This is a genomic window from Veillonella parvula (genome assembly GCF_040097785.1).
Taxonomy (GTDB): Bacteria; Bacillota; Negativicutes; order Veillonellales; family Veillonellaceae; genus Veillonella; species Veillonella parvula_D.
The window spans coordinates 78,046-98,367 of the sequence record NZ_JBBNNS010000002.1 but is presented as its reverse complement, the minus strand read 5'-3'; the positions used below and the strand labels follow the sequence as shown (position 1 = coordinate 98,367).

The following is a 20,322-nucleotide window of genomic DNA, read 5'->3' as shown; positions in this document are numbered from 1 at the left end:
GGAGGAAGACGAATGTACAGAAAATTAGGCCGCGACAGCTCCGCTCGTAAAGCGTTGTTCCGTAGCATGTTAACATCTTTCTTCCAATATGAGCGTATTGAAACGACTGAAGCTAAAGCGAAAGAACTTCGTTCTTTAGCTGATCAAATGGTAACTTTGGCTAAACGTGGTGATCTTCATGCACGTCGCCAAGTTCTTGCATACCTCATGGATGAAAGTGTAGTAAAAAAATTGTTTGATACAATTGCTCCAAAATATGCAGACCGTCAAGGTGGTTACACTCGTGTAATCAAAACTGGTCTTCGCAAAGGTGACGCTGCACCTTTGGCTATTATCGAGTTAGTTTAATCAAACTCATACGGTGTTGTAACTTATGTTGCAGCACCGTTTTTTTATTGTCAATTTTATGGTACAATCGACTAGTATAATATCGTAATATGTTAGCAGTTATCGTAAAGAATGAATATGTATTGTCAACCTTTTGCATAATATCTAAGACATTATTAAATTCAAGTTCTATTAAATAGGATAAATTGAAATATGGGGATTATGCACAACATGAGTATGATAGATGATGCAAATGGTTCTACTTTCATAGAAACGAAATTGACTAGAAAGATATGAGGTTATCCATGAATGAACAAGACATTATGATTGAGGTCAATCATATGAGTCATATTTATACTGATGAAAACGGCAATGATGTACGTGCCTTGGATGATGTGAATCTATCCATTAAGCGTGGTGAATTTGTTTGTATCATTGGCACTAATGGCAGTGGTAAAAGTACGCTTGCCAAGCATTTTAATGTGTTATTACAACCTAGTGAAGGTCATATCAATGTATGTGGCTTTGATACGCGGGATGAAGCGCATATTTGGAATATTCGCCAACATGTAGGAATGGTATTCCAAAATCCTGATAACCAAATCGTAGCGGCCGTTGTAGAGGAGGACGTTGCTTTTGGTCCAGAAAACTTAGGTATTCCTAGTGCAGAAATTAGACAACGTGTCGATGCAGCGTTAGCCGCTGTTAATATGACTGAATATAGAGAACATGGGCCCCATTTATTATCGGGCGGACAAAAACAACGTATTGCTATCGCAGGTGTATTAGCGATGAAGCCAGATTGCATCGTTCTTGATGAACCAACAGCGATGCTCGATCCAAAAGGTCGCCGCGAAGTGCTTGAAACGGTTCACAAGCTCAATAAGGAAGAGGGCATTACGATTGTATATATTACGCACTTCATGGAGGAAGCTGTTACGGCAGACCGAGTTGTGGTTATGAAAAATGGTGTGAAATTACATGATGGTACGCCTCGTGAAATTTTTAGCCATGTAGATACTTTAAAAGGGCTGGGCCTCGATGTACCGGTAGCCTCTGAGATTGCTTTCAAATTGAATGCTAAAGGTTATGAAGTGGGTAAGAGTATCATTAATAATGAAGAGTTAGCAAAAGGGCTCAAAGGCTCAAAGTTAGGCAAGCAATTATCCGCTATACACTCAACAGATGCTCCAAGAGGGGAGGGAACCCATTAATGGCGATTGTGTTAGATAATATTACATATACCTACGGCATGGGTACCCCTTTTGAAAAGACTGCGCTTCGTGGTGTATCACTTACCATTGAAAATGGGGAGTTTCTAGGTGTTATCGGTCATACTGGTTCCGGTAAATCTACCTTTGTACAACATCTAAATGGGCTATTACATCCTACAACTGGTACAGTTACTGTCAATGGTGTAGATATTAGTGCCTCCACAGAGGAAGCTAAAAAAATGCGTCATAAGGTGGGGATGGTATTCCAGTATCCAGAGCATCAATTGTTTGAAGAAACCATCGCTCAAGATATCGCCTTTGGTCCTAAAAATTTAGGGCTTAGTGCTGATGACGTAGACGAGCGTGTGCGAGATGCGATGAAGTTCGTAGGGCTCGATTATGACACATATGCAGAACGTTCTCCATTCCATTTATCTGGTGGTCAAATGCGCCGCGTGGCTATTGCTGGCGTAGTGGCTATGGATCCAGATTTTCTCGTGCTCGATGAACCATCTGCTGGTCTTGATCCATTTGGACGGGAAGAAATCTTTGAAGAAATCATTCGACTTCATAAAGAAAAGGGGATCACTGTAATTCTTGTATCTCACAATATGGAAGATATTTCTCGCATGGCCTCTCGTCTTGTGGTACTCGATAAAGGGCGTATCGTTCTCGATGGTGAACCGATGGACATCTTTAATAATCATCGTGATGAATTACAGGCTGTCGGTGTAGATGTACCGCCAGTGTCTGTTACCATGGAATATTTGCGCGAACAAGGTCTTGATGTGTCTAATCGCGTACTATCTGTAGATGATGCGGTGCAAGCAATTCTCGAAGGAGGTAACCATGTTAAATAATATTACTATTGGTCAATACTTCCCAGGAAACTCTTTCTTGCATCGCATGGATCCACGCGCAAAGATTATTGCCACTACTATATTCGTTGTAGCCATATTCTTGGCGAATTCTCCACTGGCATATGGCATTGTAGGTGGGTTCACTATCTTTGCAATGTTGTTATCACGTTTGCCGTTACGTCTGATGTGGTCTGCTATTAAACCGCTTTGGATTATCATCGTATTTACTATGGGGATTCATATTTTTACGACACCAGGCAATCCAATTTTTCAATGGGGGATTATCAATATTACCGACCATGGCGTGGCAATGGGCCTTCAAATGGCGGCACGCTTAATCTTCTTAATCTTGTTTTCTTCTTTGTTGACCTATACCACATCACCAATTCGTTTGACTGATGGTATCGAGCACTTGCTCAATCCGTTTCGTCGCATAGGTGTTCCTGCTCATGAGCTGGCTATGATGATGACTATTGCGCTGCGTTTCATCCCTACCTTATTGGACGAGACGGATCGTATTATGAAAGCACAATCTGCTCGTGGGGCAGACTTTGTAACAGGCTCTATCATTCAACGCGCAAAAAATATGGTGCCTCTTTTAGTGCCATTATTTATTAGTGCGTTTCGACGGGCCGATGAATTAGCTATCGCTATGGAGGCGCGTTGCTATAGAGGTGGCGTCAATCGTACACGTATGAAAGAATTACAAGTTACCTATGTCGATTATATTGGCGTCGGTGCTGTTGTCTTGATTACGATTATACTCATTGCATTGTGGTGGTTAGGTCTATGAGAAACATACGGATCATAGTGGCTTATGATGGTACAGATTTAGTCGGTTATCAAAAGCAATCTAATGATAAGGGTTTAACTGTACAAGGTTGTTTGGAATATGGTTTATCACGTATTTGTAATGAACCGATTCAAATTTATGGTGCCTCTCGTACTGATGCGGGTGTGCATGCTAAATTTCAAGTTTGTACATTTCAAACGTCGGGGACTATACCAGTAGAAAATATTCCTCGTGCTATGATAGCTCATATTCCTAAGGATATAGTCGTTCTAGAAGCGGTAGAAATTCCGCTAGATTGGAAGCCACGGTGGAATATATACGGTAAAGAGTATGTATATACGATTCATAATCAGCTCATTGCAGATCCTTTGACGCAGCGATATCATTGGCATGTGAAAAAGCCCTTAAATATTGCTCGTATGCAGGCTGCAGGTAATGAACTAGTAGGTACGCATGACTTTACAACCCTAAAGGGCACCAACTCAACTCCGGCGGATCCTGTAAAGACAATTATGGGAATTCGTGTTGAGGCCCGAGGTTCACAGGTGACGATTTCTGTGATTGGTGATGGTTTTTTATATCATATGGTCCGCAATATTGCAGGTTTACTTGTAGATATAGGTCTTGGTCGTCGCAAGGTTGAGGATATTAAAGGATATTTAGCTGCTAAAGACCGGCGTGCTATAGGGAAAACTGCACCTGCTCAAGGCTTATGTTTAGAAGAAATATTCTTCACTGAAGAGCGACAACAAGAGGTATTACGGAATAAATATTTTAGATGATTCGAGAATAAATATTCTATATAATTTTATATAGACTCTTTTTTTGATGTGAAAGTATAAAACGTTGAGCATAAATACTAAAAGGATACTACTTCAAAAGTAGTATCTTTTTTTTTTATAATTTTTAGTTATAATACCTTAATTTATACCTATTATTATGTGAAATGATACATTGTAAACCTAAAATATACATGATACAATGACGATATAAGACAGGTTCGTACTATAAAACATTAACATAGTAAGGTAGACTCTTGTCAGCAGTGTAATTTTTATCCTAAGGAGGGTGAATCTCTTGCAAAAACGTAAAGATTTTATCTGGAAAATGGGCGGCCAACAAGGTGAAGGTATCGAGAGTTGCGGCGAAATTATGGCCACAATCCTTGCTAAAGAAGGCTACTCTTTGTATAGCCAACGTTTATTTGCATCTCGCATCAAAGGTGGTCATACTACATTCGCATTGCGCGTAGCATTGGAACAAATTATGTCCATTGGTGAAGGGGTAGACTTCTTGCTTTCCCTTGATCAAGAAACCGTTGATATGCACGGTTCCGAAGTACGTGATGGTGGATATATCATCTGTGATAGCAAAGTTAATCCAGACTTTTCTAAATTTGAAGGTACAAAGATTAATTGCTTATCTTTGCCTATCTCTGAAACAGCAATGAAACAAGGCTCCTTGTTGATGCGTAATATCGTAGCACTGGGGATGTCCGTAGCGCTTCTTGGCTTTGATACTAAGATGTTTAAAGATGCTATTATTGAGAAATTTGCAAAGAAATCCCAAGAGATTATTGATAAAAACTTGGCTGCTTTCGATGATGGTCATAGCCTTGTAATGGAAAAATTAGGCGATGTTGAAATCGATACATTGCCAGCGCCTGGTAAGAAAGATCAAATGTTCTTATTAGGTAACGAAGCATGTGCTCTTGGTGCTATTGCAGCAGGCTCCCGTTTTATGGCGTCTTATCCTATTACACCAGCATCCGAAGTTATGGAATACATGATTAAAACTATGGATAAGTTGGGCTCAACTGTTGTTCAAACAGAAGACGAAATCGCAGCGTGTATGACAGCTATGGGTGGCGTATACGCAGGTGTTCGTGGCTTCACATGTACTTCTGGCCCAGGTCTTTCCTTGATGGCAGAATCCTTGTCCATGGCTTCTATGGCTGAATTGCCAATGGTTGTTATCGACGTTCAACGTTCTGGCCCATCCACTGGTATGGCTACAAAAGTTGAACAATCTGATATTGATGCAGCTTGCTACAATGCACATGGCGACTATTCTGGTATCGTAATTTCACCAACATCTATCGAAGAATGCTTCTATGAAATTCAAAAAGCTTTCAATTTGGCAGAAATGTATCAATGTCCAGTTATCTTTATGCCTGACTTACAACAAGGTTTGAATAAACAATCAGTTCCTTCCTTCGATTTGAACCGCGTACCTATTAATCGCGGTAAAATGATGAAAGAAGCTGAACTTCCTGAATTGGTACAACCTAACTACTTCAAACGCTTTGAATTGACTGAAGATGGCATTTCTCCGCGTACAATTCCAGGCATGAAAAATGGTCTATTCCTTTCCACAGGTTTAGAGCATAATGAAGAAGGTAAACCAGCAGAAGCGCCTACAATGCACGTAGCGCAAACTGATAAACGGTTCCGCAAATTGGAAACTGTAGCTGACAATTATGAACCATTCTTGAACAATGCTAAATACGATGAAGCGGATGTACTCGTTGTAGGTATGGCTTCTAGTCGTGGTGCTATCGAAGAAGCTGTTGCTGAATTCGATCAAGAAGGCGTTAAAGTTAACCATTTACAATTGCGCTTAATTAAACCATTCCCAGCAAAGCAATTACAACCGTTCTTTGATGCGGCGAAAAAAGTAGTTGTTGTAGAACACAATAAAACTGGTCAATTGGCTAATTTATTTAAAATCAACATGCATAAGAAACATAAGATTTCTAGCTGCTTGAAATACGATGGTAATCCATTCACAAAAAGTTATGTGAAAAATGCGATTAAGGAGGTCCTATAATATGACAACAGCTAAAGATTACAGAAATGATATTCGTCCTAACTGGTGTCCAGGCTGTGGCCATTATGGGGTTCAAGCGGCGATTACTGACGCTGTAGTAGCGAAAAATATTCCACCAGAAAAATTAGCCGTAATTTCCGGTATTGGTTGCTCTAGCCGTATCGGTGGCTATTTCTACGCTTATGGTGCGCATACAACTCATGGCCGTGCGCTTCCTTATGCGCAAGGCGTTAAGCTTGCTAACCAAGACCTAGAAGTTATCGCATTTTCCGGTGACGGTGATGCCTTTGCTATCGGTATGGGTCACACCATTCATGCTTTTAAACGTAATGTAAACATGACATACGTAGTAATGGATAACCATGTATATGGTTTGACTAAAGGTCAAGCATCCCCTCGTTCTGATATCGGTTTTGTTACAAAAACAACTCCTCATGGTGCGTTTGAGTCTCCATTGTCCGTTTGTGAAACTGCGATTGCAGCAGGTGCTACATTTGTAGCGCAAAGCTATATGGTGAATCGTAAAGAGCTCGTTGATTTGATTCAACAAGCTATGGATCATGAGGGCTTCTCCTTCATCAATGTATTTAGCCCATGTGTTACATACAACAAACGCAATAGCTATGATTGGTTCAAAGAACATTTAGTAGCATTGCCTGAAGGTTATGACCCAACAGATCGTGCAACAGCGCTTAAAACTTTGGGTGATACTGATGGTTTGGTTACAGGCCTTATCTATCAAAATACATCTAAACCTTCCTTTGAAAAAGCAATGGCTGCAGCAAATGGCGGACCACATCCTCGTCCATTGACTGAAGATGTTGTAAAACCTGACCAAGCATTATTCGACAGCCTTTGTAATGGCTTCAAATAAGCATTAGCAGAACACTATAGATACTTGCTTGTCTACATAATAAACGTGTCACCTTTGGGTGGCACGTTTTTTGTATGTACTATTTTATGAAAAACTATTAAGTATATTGCTTTCTGCGATTTGTCCCATGTGGTTATATAACGTGATATAATAAGGACATTGTATGATATTCATTGCAATCGTATCGTATTCATTGCAGAGGTTTTTATGAAAGCATACGAAAAGGGGATTAGTCTATCTATCTGGACTTTGAGTTGGCCTATATTTATTGAAGTGTTCCTACAGATGCTAGTAGGTAATATAGACCAATTGATGATGAGTCACTACTCGCCTCAAGCGGTAGCAGCGGTAGCTAATGCCAATCAGATTTTAAATATCTTTATTATGCTCATCATCGTCATGAGTACAGCTACGACGATTTTGATTGCTCAATATTTAGGAGCGAGAAACCAGTCCAAGCTATCAGAGGTATGTACGGTCAGCTTAATGATGAATTTTCTCTTTTCATCTATAGCGGCAGTATTCTTTATTACTTGCCATGAATGGATCTTTACATGGCTAGGTATACCACCAGAAACGATGAGTGATACGTCGATATATACTACTATTGTTGCTGCAGGGCTACCGATACAAGCGATGTATTATGCGTTAGTAGCCGTATTTAGAGGTCAATCATTAACACGCGTTACCATGTACATTGCCCTTGTGATGAATATCATTCATATTCTAACAAACTATGTATTAATCTTTGGTCATGGTCCAATACCAAGCCTTGGTGTATTAGGTGTTTCTATTTCAACATGGCTATCTAAAGTCGTAGGGCTCGTGATTATTGGATATACTTTTAAGAAATTATTAACCTTAGAGGTAAACTTTAAATTCTTAAAACCATTTCCGTGGCATACGGTTAAATCTTTATTGCATATTAGTGTTCCTTCTGGTGGCGAAACATTGAGCTATCAATTATCTCAAACTACGATCATGAAAATGGTCAACATGTTAGGCTTAGCAGTTATTAATACTAAAGTTTATGTATCTGTTATCGCCATGCTTTGTTATGTATACACCATAGCGCTATCCAATGCTTCACAAGTTATCGTAGGTTTCCTAATGGGCGCTAAACGCCAAGAGGAGGTTACTAGTCGTGTATGGAAGTCCATGTATTTAGCGATTGCTATTAACGTAGGTCTTGCTACATTCTTCTATGTGACTAGTGATTTTGTTGTATCTGTGTTTACTTCGGATCCGGAAATCCTAGAGTTAGCACATAATGTATTACTGGTTGAGATCTTTCTTGAGTTAGGACGTGCAGTAAATATCGTTATGGTTGGTTGTTTGCAGGCTGCCGGTGATATTCGTACGCCTATGCTAGTGGGAATCTTTGGTATGTGGTTATGCGCCGTGCCATTATCGTATCTATTTGGTATTTACTGGGGGTGGGGCCTTGTTGGTATATGGATTGCCATGGCCGCTGATGAAATCTTGCGAGGTTTATTGTTTATATATCGTTGGTATAGCGGTAAATGGAGAAACAAGCATCTTATCGAAGCTTAATTTCATTCTCCCTAATTTTGATTTACAATTAGCTAAATAATAATGTAATATAACTAGCATTATATTGGAGAATAGACATTGCTAGTTTTACTTGAAAGTAGGTTTATATGAGTAAGACAGTGGGCATTATTGGCTTAGGCCTATTAGGTGGATCCTTGGCAAAGGCCTTAAAGGAATATACAGATTATGAGGTAGTAGGCTATGCACGTCGTCAAGAGGTCTGTGATGCGGCCATTCAAGATGGTGTGGTAAAAGCTGCGTGGACTGAAGTTGAGCCATTGATTAAGAACTCAGATATCGTTGTGTTCTCCTTGCCACCTGATACAAATGCACGACTTTTTACTGAAACGGCTCATCTATTTAGACCGGGACAAGTCATAACCGATGTATCTAGTGCGAAGGAAAATTTTGTACGAGCCATTTATGAATCGATTCCTAAGGGGACCGTTTTCGTATCTGTCCATCCTATGGCAGGATCCGAAAAGGGTGGGTATGAAGTATCTCATAAAAACCTATTCAAAGGTATGGGCTGGATCGTGTTAGAAGATAAGGCATCTGATGTATATAGTGAAGAAGTAGCTCAAGAATTAGCTGACATGGGTCGTGCCTTAGGGTCTCGTATCGAGTTTGTCGATATTTATGCTCACGATGCATATCTGGCTATGGTTAGTCATATGCCTCACTTATTGGCCTCTATTTTAACACAAGTTTCGGGAGGCGATGAATTGGGCGAATTGCGTATGAAATTGTCCGCAGGGGGCTTTAGAGACTGTACACGTGTGGCTGGTGGATTACCATCTATGTGGCGCGAAATTATCTATGGGAATCGTCATAATGTTATTGAAGGCCTTACACAAATTGAATCAGAAATTGAACATGTTAAAGCGATACTTTCACAAGATGACGAAGGACAAGAATTAGAAAGCTATCTTGAACGAAGTCGCGAGATTCGAGGAAAGTTACCGTATTTAACTGGTCAGATTAAGGATAATTAAAATGGCGTAGTTTTGTATCCTATAAGAGTGTAAATGTAACTGAAAAAACATGACATATATTTAGAATCGTGTATACTATATATCGTTATGAGTATGTAAATAGTATTATGTTAAGGGAGCTTTTATGAGTTTGTTACAAGAAACTTGTGGCGCTATTACAGGTCGCAGCTTAAAGATTGAACAACATATATTTAATAGCTGGAATGCAGAATCGCCGGTGGAACTATATGGTCGTCTTGTAGATGTTGTGGCTCAATATGGGGCGGCTACGAATCAAGAGCAGGTAACCGTGCCAAAACCATGTATGATTATTGCTTCTGCGGATCATGGCGTAGCTGATATGGGTGTTAGTGCGTATCCTAAGGAAACAACTGTTGGGATGACACAAAATTATCTAATCCCTAAAGGGGCGGGTGCTAACTCCCTAGCTAATTATTGTGGGGCCCAAATGGAAGTTATCGACATGGGGATTGATGCGGATATGAGTTGGGTTCCGGGGCTTCGAAGTCATAAACTGGGGATGGGTACAAAAAACTTTGTAGAAGAGCCCGCCATGACGCGCGAACAAGCCGTGGAGGGCATCGAAACAGGGATTCGTCTAGTAAAAGAAAAAATCGATGAAGGCTTTAACGTATTTTTGGTAGGTGAAATGGGCATATCAAATACGACAGCTAGTGCCCTTATGACTGCTAAGTTTGCAGGACTTACAGCGGAAGAGGCGACGGGACGAGGAACGAATATTTCCGATGAGCGCCTTAAATTAAAGCAACGCATTGTTCATGACGTACTGGAGAAATATAAGGATATTCCTAAAGACGATGCCATTGGGATTTTATCCTCTGTAGGCGGCTTTGAATTTGCTTGTATCGTTGGCGTTATCTTAGGCGCCGCAGCAAATCATGGGTTAGTTATTATCGATGGATTTAATACATCGGCTTGTGCATTGGTGGCTAAAACGTTGGCTCCAAAAGCGATGGATTATGTGATGGCATCTCATTTGTCTGCTGAAAAGGCTGCGAAGTCCTCCTTAGAAAACCTAGGCTTAGAAGCGTATGTAGACTTGGGACTTTGTTTGGGGGAGGCCTCTGGCAGTTCGGTACAAATGGGGATGTTAGATCTTGCGGTGCATATGTATATGGCCATTACAGGAGGTAATAAATGAGAACTTTCAAAATTGAGCCGTTAGATACACAAGCAATGGAAACATGTCGATTCCGTATTGATAATTTGACAAAGCCCATCTATAGCCTGGCTACGTTAGAAACTATAGCGGAGCGTTTTGCAGGAATTTTAGGAGACTCTAAACCAAATCATTTGCGTCAAGGTGTGCTCGTTGTGGCAGCTGATCACTTGGTAGATGGACCGCAAAATGATCAACATGGTAGTGAAAGTTATGCTGCCATAAAACGCTTTAATGAGGGAAGAACAGCTACACAAGGGGCTGCAGCTAAATTAAATGCTACGGTACATGTGGTGAATATAGGTCTAGAACAAGACACTTCTGATTTAGCCAATATTGAGCAACAGGTGATTCGAAACGGGTCCCATTTCTTTGGCGTAGAACCTGTTATTTCTCGAGATGAATTAGAGCGTGCTCTTGAGCTAGGTTTTACCTATGCAGATAAGTTACATAGAGATGGATTACAAGTGGTGGCTATTGGCAATATAGGGGAGCGGGCCTTTCTGGACTCTCTTGTAACGACGGCGACAATCACAGGTTGTGCCTATGAGGATATTCTCGTTCATAATGAATATGGCCCTACGATAGAGCAACGCGCTGCTCATATTCATTCTTTTGTAGATCGATTTAATATTTCTGTGGATGATTGGTCTACTATTAGTGAAAGTGAGCGCCGTGATGCGGTATTGCACTTGCTTCACATAGCGGGTGGTTTAGATATTGCATTTTTAACGGCCTTTATCTTAGGAGCTGCTAGCCATCGCATGGCTGTAGTCTTTGATAATATAGTAACTGGTGCAGCTGTTTTAGCGGCGGTTACCATTGAACCGCTAGTTAAGGACTATGTGTTCCCGTCGGCTGCCTATGATGAGCCTATACATGATGAACCTATACATAAGGAACAATGTCGCTTCTTAGGGGTGAAGCCTTATTTGCACTATAACCTGCTAATAGATGAAGCTTTAGGGTCAACTATGGGTCTATCTATAATCGATGCATCCATGCATATGCTAAATGACATGAAAACATTCATCGAAGCCGAAGTTAGCGTGGCTGAAGATGGGGCTGGTAAAGGTAGACAAAAGGATAAAGAATAACCCGTTTTGAAGGGGGATTGTATATCCCCTTTTCTCGGGTAAAAGACATTCTTGTATGCTATATTTTCAAGGAATTTTACGGAAAAACCATTGACACTATATGTGTAAATTGATATTATTATATGGCAGTCAGGACGGACTTAATTCATCCTTGACGACAGATTGATAATTATGTTATAGTAATTATCGGTTCTGTATGCGGGAATAGCTCAGTGGTAGAGCACCGCCTTGCCAAGGCGGGGGTCGCGAGTTCGAATCTCGTTTCCCGCTCCATACATTCCTCGATAGCTCAGTCGGTAGAGCAATCGGCTGTTAACCGATCGGTCGTAGGTTCGAGTCCTACTCGAGGAGCCATTTGACTCACTAGCTCAGTTGGCAGAGCACCTGACTTTTAATCAGGGTGTCCCGCGTTCGAGTCGCGGGTGAGTCACCATTTCTGGCCCGTTGGTCAAGCGGTTAAGACACCGCCCTTTCACGGCGGTATCCCGGGTTCGATTCCCGGACGGGTCACCACATATGGACGATTAGCTCAGCTGGGAGAGCGCCTGCCTTACAAGCAGGATGTCGGCAGTTCGATCCTGTCATCGTCCACCATTTGCGGGAATAGCTCAGCGGTAGAGCACCGCCTTGCCAAGGCGGGGGTCGCGAGTTCGAATCTCGTTTCCCGCTCCATACACATTCCTCGATAGCTCAGTCGGTAGAGCAATCGGCTGTTAACCGATCGGTCGTAGGTTCGAGTCCTACTCGAGGAGCCATTTTTATTGGCCCGTTGGTCAAGCGGTTAAGACACCGCCCTTTCACGGCGGTATCCCGGGTTCGATTCCCGGACGGGTCACCACATGGACGATTAGCTCAGCTGGGAGAGCGTCTGCCTTACAAGCAGGATGTCGGCAGTTCGATCCTGTCATCGTCCACCATATTAAGAGATCATCTTTGATGGTCTCTTTTTTGATGTGATTTTTATATGATTTTGATATAATAATGTAATATATTTAGTAGTTTTGTTTGATTGTGAGATTAATTAGATGTATCGTATAAAATATCATTTGAATAATATATCAACACTTGAATACATTATTGTTTTAGTATTAATTTTAGAAATTATAGCTCTTATTTTTGGCTATTCTTATATGATTCCATTTTTTTCAGAATTTTTTTTTGGAACCTTAACTCCTGTTATAAAAAAAATTATAGAAATTATATCTGATAGGAGAAGAATTTCTGTAGAAGCTAAAGTTTTTAACGGTGATGCTGCAATTAATAAATATATATTAGAGTTTTTTGAACGAGCATCAACTGTTGAAATTGTTTCACATGATGCATCTTGGATTGAGTCTTCTGAAAATGTGCAGAAAGAAATTAAAAGATTAGTAAAAAATTCTATATCAGTTGATATTTGGATTGGTAAAAATGTAAATGGTAGCAAGTTTAAAGCTCTAGGAATGAACGTAAAGAATTATAATTTAGATACTTTTAAACCTAATGCTAGGTTTACTATAATTAATAGAGGACGCGCTGGTGCTGAGCAATTAGCTATTTCTACAGGAACGAACAAAGAACACGAAATATATATCTTTAATAATAGTGATCATCCATATATGATTGCTTTGGCAAAAGATATTTTAAGTTTATTAGAAGGGAATGACAGAAATTAACTATAGTGATGATATTCTCCATAGAAGTTCACAGATTTTGTCTCATAAAGATATTACATTTGAAAAGATTTTTCTTCCATATTGGAAACAGTACTTTTCAAAATATAAATTAAATAAAGTTTTAGAAATTGGTTGTGGTCTTGGGTATCTTAGTAAAAGTTTATCAAGTGAGCTTGGTTTTTTATATGCCTTAGATAAAGCCAGTGATGTTATATCGTTTGCTATAAATCATAATTTTACTTCTAATATAAAATATATTAATGGCGATATTTTAACATATGATTCTGAACTGAATTTTGATGGCTGTTTTGCACATATGTCGATTCATAGTATTGGAGATTTGGATACTCTTTTGGAAAATGTTTATAAACTATTGCGTACTGATGCCTTATTTTCATTTAGTATTCCGCATCCATGTTTTTATCATTTGTTTAGATCGGAGGAAATGAAGGAATTTAGCTATTTAAACGTTCGAGAGTATGATTTAAACTTTAATATATCTTTAGATCGATTGTGTATGGATAATAAGATTAAATATTATCATCGAGCAATTAGTGTATATATGGAAGTTGCTTATAAACATAAGTTTAGAGATATTTCTATTGATGAGATATATCCAACTGATGATATAATGAAGTTATATCCCAGAACATGGGATTACCCCAAATATATAGTCTTTAAAATGAAGAAATAGAACTTTTACTCTAACTAAATATCCCCAAGAAGTATAACTAATTGATATACTTTTTGGGGATATTTTTTTATTCTAGTTTTATAGCTAAATTACCGTGGTGCATACATGATGATATATACACCTACAAGGCACACGATACCACCGATAATATCATACATGTCTGGTCGCAAGCCGTCCACAAGCCAGCCCCATAGAATAGAGAGGACAATGAATACGCCCCCGTATGCTGCGTATACTTTCCCAAAGCTAGCTTCTGGCTGGAAGGTAGGGATGATGCCATATAAGAATAAAATAAAAGCACCTGTGATTAGGTAAATAGGTCCTTTGTCGTCACGCATGTAGAGCCATACGAGATAGCCGCCACCGATTTCCGCAAGTCCTGCTAGTATAAAGAATAGAATAGATAAGAGCATAGTAACCTCACTGTATTCTTACTGTATTAATTGAAATCTATTCTCTATTCTACAACTTAGGATAAAAGAGAGCAATTGTTTTGTATAGATAGGTCATTTGTTGTTTATAGTAAAACCCCGTACACCAAAAGGTATACGGGGTTCTATTCGTTATTATAAACGTGGTGGTGATTCGCTTTGTACATAATCCATGAAGGTATGCATAGTTTCTGTTTTAGAATTATTCTTCTTAAATGCGAAGCACACTTGTAGTTTGAATAGTTTTTCTAAAGGTACAAAGCCATCATTGATGTTTAAAGAACTTAAAATTTGGCGTGCTACGATGCAACCAGATTTATTCTTTTGACAGTAGTCGATCATTGTATATGGATTGGATAGACGGCTACCGCGGATATGTAGGTTTTGTTGACCGTTCCCAACATAGTTTTTTAATGTGCGATACATAAAGTATTTAGGTGGATACATGAGCAGTGGTTGTTGCTGGATAGCTTTTAAACTGGCTGTTTCCATACCGTTCACTAAGTTTGGTGCATAGTATACAAATTCGTCTTCTCTAAGCGCGGTGGATTCGTATGCGGACATATCCTTATTATTTGGTAAATAGAGTAATGCAATATCGATGCGGTTTTCTCGCAAGTCGAGCATCAATTCTTCTTCTTCCATATCGTAAATACTAACAGAGAATTCAGGATGGTTTTGGAAAAAGTGGGAAACGTAACCGTTTAGACGGATATCCCCAAGACTACGTAATACGCCAATATTTAGAATTGGGCGTTCAACCTTGCTAGCCAAACGAATGGATTGGATAGCTCGTTCCAACGTGTCAAGAACTTGTTCAGCTTCTGGTAGAAATAACTCACCTTCTGGTGTTAAACGGCTACCTCTTGTGGAACGGGAGATTAATTTCACACCAACTAAACGCTCTAACTTTTTCATTTGAGCGCTGAAAGCTGATTGTGTAATATTCATAGATTGTGCAGCTAGTGTAAAGCTTCCTGTTTTATTATAGGTAATAAAACTTTGTAGCTCTTGCATTGTAGGTAACTCTTTCATGTTATTCCCCCAACTTAGACATAAGACTCCAATGATACCTATTACCTTACTTATTCATATTGTAGCATACTATAATTGATTTTTCATCTAAATCTATAAAATATGATGAAACATGCACAATCGATATAGTGCGTAGTATTATCGTAAAAAAGTGTAATTAAAAATTGTGATTATACACTTATTTCAATGACTTTCATAGGTATCGATAATTGACATAACTAGATGAAAATGATATTATACTTGGGTACCATTATGTGTAGGTACAAGTTTATTTTAATCTTATGAGGTGATAATCACATGGCAACGAGAAGAGAGGCTCGATTCAAACTTTGTCGTCGCTTTGGTGTGAACGTATTCGGTCACGCAAAAGCCTTGAATCGCGTCAAAAAAGACCAACGTCAGAAAAAAATGTCTGAGTATGGCACACAATTATTAGAAAAACAAAAAGTTAAAGCTTACTACAACTTGCTAGAACGCCAGTTCGTACGCTATTATGATAAAGCGAAAAAAATGCAAGGTGTTACAGGTCAAAACATGTTGATCCTTTTGGAACAACGCCTTGATAACCTTGTATATCGCATCGGTTTCGGTAATTCCATTCGTCAAGCTCGTCAAATGGTAAACCATGGACACATCTTGGTAAACGGTCGTCGCGTAGACATTCCTTCCTTCTCCTGCAAACCAGGCGATGTAATCGAATTACGCGAAGCATCTCGTGACAACGAAATGTTCAAAACTAACTTCCAAGAACTTCGTTCTTTCGAACTTCCTTACATTGAAAAAGACTTGGAAGGCTTCAAAGCTACATTCACTCGTCTTCCTCAACGTGAAGAACTTCCTATCGAAGTTAATGAAACACTTATCGTCGAATTGTACTCCAAATAATTTGGCGCAAGAATCCGCAGTGCAACGCACTGCGGATTTTTTATATATTATGTGTGTATTATTTATAAAAGGGTAAATCAAATAATTATCATAAAATCTATTTTTCTTGGTTTAATCGAGTATAGCCTATTATAATAACTGTGCTTATAATTATTCCCAGTCCACATATAAAAAATATATCATGTAGCGGTAATATATTTGCTAAGTTTGTAAATATAGTTATTGATAATATTGATCCAATAGAGAAGCCTGTACTTACAGAACCGCTAGCTAATGTTAACTCTTCCTGTGAAAAAATAGATTGTATATATGCATGAACTAAAACAACGGCTGTAAATAATAATATTTCAGATATACTATATAGAATATAAAGTTGTTTTATTGTTTCTATATAGCCTATGCAAAAAATACTTCCTCCATATAGTATAAAAAGAGGGAACAAAACTTTTTTAAAACTCGTTGCTAAGTTAATAGTAAAATATTTAGCAAGAAGTCCAAAAATAATGAATGATGCCAATCTAGAGATTGTTTGTGTATATCCATACTGACTATCAGTTAAATGTAAGATATCTTTAATAAATATTAATAGTAGAATTGGAATACACATATAAAATATTCTAGCTAATATACCCAAATAAACTATAAAATTAATTTTTTTATTTAGGAATAATAATTTATATCCTTTTATTAAAAGTTGAATGCGGTCATATATGCTTTGTCTAATAGTTTTTTGGGAGATAGTTGAGTGTGATTGTATTCTCACATTTCTATTTAATCGATAAAGTAGGTAGGCTGAAATAATATAAGTAATTGCATCAATAACAAACACCATCGTTAAAGAGTAATTAATTATAACGCTAAATAATAAGGAACCACTTATCAATGCAAAACGATTAATAGACCGGAGCAGTGCATTAAATTTGACTAGATCATTTGTTATATTAGGTATAAAAGAAAGTCTAGCGATTCCTAAAATTTTATTATTAAAACCTATAAGAAAAGCTATGATATATACTAAATAAAGGTTATCTATGAAAACAAAAATTAATAATATAAAACCCGAAACTATTTCAGGAACTACCATAGACCACATTAAGCCTTTTTCTTTTACCAGTATCCCTAAAAATGGGCCTAATAACATTCCAACTAATAATGTTGCTATCGTAACTGCCCCTGTATTAAAGGGACTGTGGGTGGTATTAAATATATATGTTATAAAGCCTAGTGTTGTTGCTGTGCTTCCCATTGTCGAAAAAAATAGAGCACTATTTAAGAGAAATGAGTTTTTATTTTCTAGATTCATATTATCATCTCCTAGATTATAGAAGTACAGATATAATATGTATTGTTTTACAAAATCTAAATTAAACTTTTATCAATTTCTGATATTATATATTCATAATTCTATATAAATATATAAATTTCCTGCACAATATAAAGTAATATGTAATATAAGTAGGTTTCTGCTAATGAAAGATAATAAAGGGAACTATTCATTTTTATTATTTAGAGGGGATACTAATGGATTTTATACGTGTTGAGTTAGAAGAAAAATATTTTGCAGATGTTGAGCCTTGGGAAGAGTGTATAGCTTTTAGTGTATATATCAAAAGTGGAGACTTTTCTGGTCGAGGTACATTTGTTTATACTGTAAATGAATTTAGACAATTAATCAGTCAACTCAAATTAATATATATTACATTAGATGGAGACGTTCGTATTGCTTATGATGATTCGGATGATTATGTCCATATTATATGTAAATCATATGGACAGATAAAAGTAGAAGCTCAATTAGGAGGCAGTTGGCGTGATAATTGGGTTAAACTTCTTCTTAATACTGATCAGACCGTATTGAATGAGGTAATACAGCAATGTAATTCTATACTAAAAAAATAATTTGATGACAGCATATAACTGCTAAATTTTAATTGACACAAACCCATAAAATCTGTATACTATTTTGAGTAAGCTTTAGTCGTGTTTCCATTAGCCCCGGAAGCAAAGGACAAGCTGATTTTGGTAGAATTATGACGTTATTAGGAGGATATGCAGCATGAAAACTACATATATGGCCAATCCGAACACAATCGAACGGAAATGGTATGTTGTTGACGCTGAAGGTAAAACTTTAGGACGCCTTGCTGCCGAAGTTGCAAAAGTTCTTCGGGGCAAAAATAAACCAACTTTCACACCACACGTAGACACTGGTGACCATGTGATCGTTGTAAACGCTGAAAAAATTCGCGTAACTGGTAAAAAATTGGAACAAAAGGAATACTTCCGTCACTCTGGTTACCCAGGTGGTTCCCGTTTCACTAAATTGTCCATGATGCTTGAAAAACAACCTGAACGTGTTGTTGAAATGGCAGTTCGTGGCATGCTTCCAAAAAATAAATTGGGTGCACAACAATACCGTAAATTAAACGTATACGCTGGTCCTGAGCATCCACATGCAGCTCAAAAACCAGAAGTGTTAGAAATTTCCGTACGATAATCTAGAGGGAGGAATATATAATGGCAGTAGCACAATATTACGGCACTGGTCGTAGAAAATCTTCCGTTGCTAGAGTTCGTCTGGTACCGGGCACAGGTAAAATCACTGTTAACAAACGTGAACTTAATGATTATTTCGGTCGCCAAACTTTGGAATTGATCGTAAAACAACCTTTGAACTTGACTAACACAGTTGAACAATACGATGTAATCGCAACTGTAGCTGGTGGTGGTCCTTCCGGTCAAGCTGGTGCAATTCGTCACGGTATCTCCCGTGCGTTATTGGACGTAGATGGCGAACTTCGTCAATCTTTGAAAAAAGCTGGCTTCTTGACTCGTGACCCACGTATGAAAGAACGTAAAAAATACGGTCTTAAAAAAGCCCGCAAAGCAAGCCAATTCTCCAAACGTTAATATTTGGAATACAGGATATTACACCTGCAGACAATGTCTGCAGGTGTTTTTGCATTATTAGATAATTTTTAATACTCAAGTCAGTTTAATTTTCATTCTTTCATTTACATCTATATTTAATTCTCCTATAATAGATATATAATAATCGAATTTTTTCGAAAATAGATTTTTATATAGGAGAAATCATATGATTTATAATACAATTCAGTACGTAGTGGACAACGGTATTGGTACGTTGACCTTTAATCGTCCAACCGTAGCCAATGGTTTTAATATCGAGATGTGCAAGGAGATCCTTGAGGTCTTAGATAAAGCTCATAATGATGAAAGCGTTCGAGCGTTGCTCATCAATGCAGAGGGAAAGGTGTTCTCGGCGGGTGGCGATTTAACAGAGATGGAGCGCGCTGTAAACGAAGGGGATACTGAGTCTTTATTTGAAATTGTTGAGCTGGTAGCTGAGATTTCTATGGCTATGAAGAAGTTACCAAAACCTGTTATCATGAGCCTTCAAGGGGCTGCAGCAGGTGCTGCCTTCAATATGGCTTTGGCGGCGGACTTTGTTGTGGCTGCTAATAACGTACGCTTTATTCAAGCCTTCGTAAATGTAGGTCTTGCTCCTGATGCAGGCGGTTTATTCCTACTAACTCGCTCTATTGGTATGAACCGTGCTATGCATATTGTTATGACCGGTGAAGCCGTATCTGCTGAAAAGGGTAAGGAACTTGGCTTTGTGTATAAGGTTTGTGAATTAGAAGATTTAGAGACTGCTACAAGACGCCTTGTTGAGAAGTTGGCAAAAGGACCTGCACAATCTTATCGAGTTATGAAGGAAATGATGTGGAATAGCTTCTTAGCTGGCTGGGAAGAGTACAAGAAGTTTGAAGTAGAAAACCAATGTGCATTAGGTCTTTCAGAGGACTTTAAAGAAGGTGTACGTGCTTTCACAGAGCGTCGCCGTCCTAAATTTGGTCAACAATAATATTGATTTA

21 protein-coding genes and 9 tRNA genes are annotated in these 20,322 nt (G+C 38.4%); 27 read left to right on the top strand and 3 right to left on the bottom strand.

What is annotated here, in order from left to right:
- The first annotated feature begins 12 nt into the window (after positions 1–12).
- The 22 genes from rplQ (at position 13) to AAA071_RS04400 (ending at position 14,072) form a co-directional block, all read left to right on the top strand.
- Positions 13–348: a 50S ribosomal protein L17 gene (gene rplQ / locus AAA071_RS04505; protein ID WP_004695155.1), complete on the top strand. Its 336-nt coding sequence runs from the start codon at positions 13–15 to the stop codon at positions 346–348.
- Positions 349–632: 284 nt separating this feature from the next.
- A complete protein-coding gene (locus tag AAA071_RS04500; protein WP_004695158.1) occupies positions 633–1,541 on the top strand; it encodes an energy-coupling factor transporter ATPase in 909 nt (302 codons plus the stop codon).
- Positions 1,541–2,401 carry an energy-coupling factor transporter ATPase gene (locus AAA071_RS04495; protein WP_004695160.1) on the top strand — a complete coding sequence of 287 codons (861 nt, stop codon included), beginning with the start codon at positions 1,541–1,543 and terminating at the stop codon, positions 2,399–2,401. Before AAA071_RS04500 ends, AAA071_RS04495 begins: the two co-directional genes overlap by 1 nt.
- A complete protein-coding gene (locus AAA071_RS04490; protein ID WP_004695161.1) occupies positions 2,391–3,194 on the top strand; it encodes an energy-coupling factor transporter transmembrane component T family protein in 804 nt (267 codons plus the stop codon). Before AAA071_RS04495 ends, AAA071_RS04490 begins: the two co-directional genes overlap by 11 nt.
- A complete protein-coding gene (truA, locus tag AAA071_RS04485; RefSeq protein WP_004695163.1) occupies positions 3,191–3,976 on the top strand; it encodes a tRNA pseudouridine(38-40) synthase TruA in 786 nt (261 codons plus the stop codon). Before AAA071_RS04490 ends, truA begins: the two co-directional genes overlap by 4 nt.
- Before the next feature lie 295 nt (positions 3,977–4,271).
- Positions 4,272–6,023 (top strand): 2-oxoacid:acceptor oxidoreductase subunit alpha, encoded by a 1,752-nt coding sequence (locus tag AAA071_RS04480; RefSeq protein WP_004695166.1) that lies wholly within the window; start codon positions 4,272–4,274, stop codon positions 6,021–6,023.
- A gap of 1 nt (position 6,024) precedes the next feature.
- A complete protein-coding gene (locus AAA071_RS04475; RefSeq protein WP_004695167.1) occupies positions 6,025–6,897 on the top strand; it encodes a 2-oxoacid:ferredoxin oxidoreductase subunit beta in 873 nt (290 codons plus the stop codon).
- A 207-nt stretch (positions 6,898–7,104) separates the two neighbouring features.
- Complete coding sequence (locus AAA071_RS04470) at positions 7,105–8,451, top strand: MATE family efflux transporter (protein ID WP_004695170.1); 1,347 nt, start codon at positions 7,105–7,107, stop codon at positions 8,449–8,451.
- Positions 8,452–8,558: 107 nt separating this feature from the next.
- Positions 8,559–9,446 carry a prephenate dehydrogenase gene (locus AAA071_RS04465; RefSeq protein ID WP_287541883.1) on the top strand — a complete coding sequence of 296 codons (888 nt, stop codon included), beginning with the start codon at positions 8,559–8,561 and terminating at the stop codon, positions 9,444–9,446.
- Positions 9,447–9,570: 124 nt separating this feature from the next.
- Positions 9,571–10,608: a nicotinate-nucleotide--dimethylbenzimidazole phosphoribosyltransferase gene (cobT, locus tag AAA071_RS04460; protein ID WP_004695173.1), complete on the top strand. Its 1,038-nt coding sequence runs from the start codon at positions 9,571–9,573 to the stop codon at positions 10,606–10,608.
- On the top strand, positions 10,605–11,723 hold the full coding sequence (locus AAA071_RS04455; RefSeq protein WP_302132496.1) for a nicotinate-nucleotide--dimethylbenzimidazole phosphoribosyltransferase: 1,119 nt from the start codon (positions 10,605–10,607) through the stop codon (positions 11,721–11,723). Before cobT ends, AAA071_RS04455 begins: the two co-directional genes overlap by 4 nt.
- A gap of 198 nt (positions 11,724–11,921) precedes the next feature.
- Positions 11,922–11,996: transfer RNA gene (locus AAA071_RS04450), tRNA-Gly, on the top strand.
- A gap of 5 nt (positions 11,997–12,001) precedes the next feature.
- Positions 12,002–12,077: transfer RNA gene (locus tag AAA071_RS04445), tRNA-Asn, on the top strand.
- A gap of 3 nt (positions 12,078–12,080) precedes the next feature.
- Positions 12,081–12,156 (top strand) — tRNA-Lys (locus AAA071_RS04440).
- A gap of 5 nt (positions 12,157–12,161) precedes the next feature.
- Positions 12,162–12,236 (top strand) — tRNA-Glu (locus AAA071_RS04435).
- Between the two features lie 5 nt (positions 12,237–12,241).
- A tRNA-Val gene (locus AAA071_RS04430) sits at positions 12,242–12,317 on the top strand.
- Positions 12,318–12,320: 3 nt separating this feature from the next.
- Positions 12,321–12,395 (top strand) — tRNA-Gly (locus AAA071_RS04425).
- Positions 12,396–12,402: 7 nt separating this feature from the next.
- Positions 12,403–12,478 (top strand) — tRNA-Asn (locus tag AAA071_RS04420).
- A gap of 8 nt (positions 12,479–12,486) precedes the next feature.
- Positions 12,487–12,561 (top strand) — tRNA-Glu (locus AAA071_RS04415).
- Between the two features lie 3 nt (positions 12,562–12,564).
- Positions 12,565–12,640, top strand: a tRNA-Val gene (locus tag AAA071_RS04410).
- A gap of 108 nt (positions 12,641–12,748) precedes the next feature.
- Positions 12,749–13,378 (top strand): hypothetical protein, encoded by a 630-nt coding sequence (locus tag AAA071_RS04405; protein WP_287542070.1) that lies wholly within the window; start codon positions 12,749–12,751, stop codon positions 13,376–13,378.
- Positions 13,365–14,072, top strand: coding sequence for a class I SAM-dependent methyltransferase (locus AAA071_RS04400; protein ID WP_302132498.1), 708 nt, complete (start codon positions 13,365–13,367; stop codon positions 14,070–14,072). Before AAA071_RS04405 ends, AAA071_RS04400 begins: the two co-directional genes overlap by 14 nt.
- Before the next feature lie 89 nt (positions 14,073–14,161).
- On the opposite strand, the gene AAA071_RS04395 is transcribed toward AAA071_RS04400, so the two are convergent.
- On the bottom strand, positions 14,162–14,485 hold the full coding sequence (locus AAA071_RS04395) for a YnfA family protein (protein WP_118091555.1): 324 nt from the start codon (positions 14,483–14,485) through the stop codon (positions 14,162–14,164).
- Between the two features lie 153 nt (positions 14,486–14,638).
- Positions 14,639–15,538: a LysR family transcriptional regulator gene (locus tag AAA071_RS04390; protein ID WP_349234059.1), complete on the bottom strand. Its 900-nt coding sequence runs from the start codon at positions 15,536–15,538 to the stop codon at positions 14,639–14,641.
- Between the two features lie 297 nt (positions 15,539–15,835).
- On the opposite strand from AAA071_RS04390, the gene rpsD reads away from it, so the two are divergent.
- Positions 15,836–16,423: a 30S ribosomal protein S4 gene (gene rpsD / locus AAA071_RS04385; RefSeq protein ID WP_004695181.1), complete on the top strand. Its 588-nt coding sequence runs from the start codon at positions 15,836–15,838 to the stop codon at positions 16,421–16,423.
- Positions 16,424–16,520: 97 nt separating this feature from the next.
- On the opposite strand, the gene AAA071_RS04380 is transcribed toward rpsD, so the two are convergent.
- Positions 16,521–17,726 carry an MFS transporter gene (locus AAA071_RS04380; RefSeq protein WP_302132499.1) on the bottom strand — a complete coding sequence of 402 codons (1,206 nt, stop codon included), beginning with the start codon at positions 17,724–17,726 and terminating at the stop codon, positions 16,521–16,523.
- A 218-nt stretch (positions 17,727–17,944) separates the two neighbouring features.
- On the opposite strand from AAA071_RS04380, the gene AAA071_RS04375 reads away from it, so the two are divergent.
- The 4 genes from AAA071_RS04375 to fabM all read left to right on the top strand — a co-directional run bounded on the left by AAA071_RS04375 (position 17,945) and on the right by fabM (position 20,312).
- A complete protein-coding gene (locus AAA071_RS04375; RefSeq protein WP_004695184.1) occupies positions 17,945–18,322 on the top strand; it encodes a WapI family immunity protein in 378 nt (125 codons plus the stop codon).
- Between the two features lie 157 nt (positions 18,323–18,479).
- Positions 18,480–18,920 carry a 50S ribosomal protein L13 gene (gene rplM, locus AAA071_RS04370; protein ID WP_004695186.1) on the top strand — a complete coding sequence of 147 codons (441 nt, stop codon included), beginning with the start codon at positions 18,480–18,482 and terminating at the stop codon, positions 18,918–18,920.
- A gap of 20 nt (positions 18,921–18,940) precedes the next feature.
- Positions 18,941–19,333, top strand: a complete 393-nt coding sequence (rpsI, locus tag AAA071_RS04365; protein WP_004695188.1) for a 30S ribosomal protein S9 — start codon at positions 18,941–18,943, stop codon at positions 19,331–19,333.
- Positions 19,334–19,520: 187 nt separating this feature from the next.
- On the top strand, positions 19,521–20,312 hold the full coding sequence (gene fabM, locus AAA071_RS04360) for a trans-2-decenoyl-ACP isomerase (RefSeq protein WP_004695189.1): 792 nt from the start codon (positions 19,521–19,523) through the stop codon (positions 20,310–20,312).
- Positions 20,313–20,322: the final 10 nt, after the last annotated feature.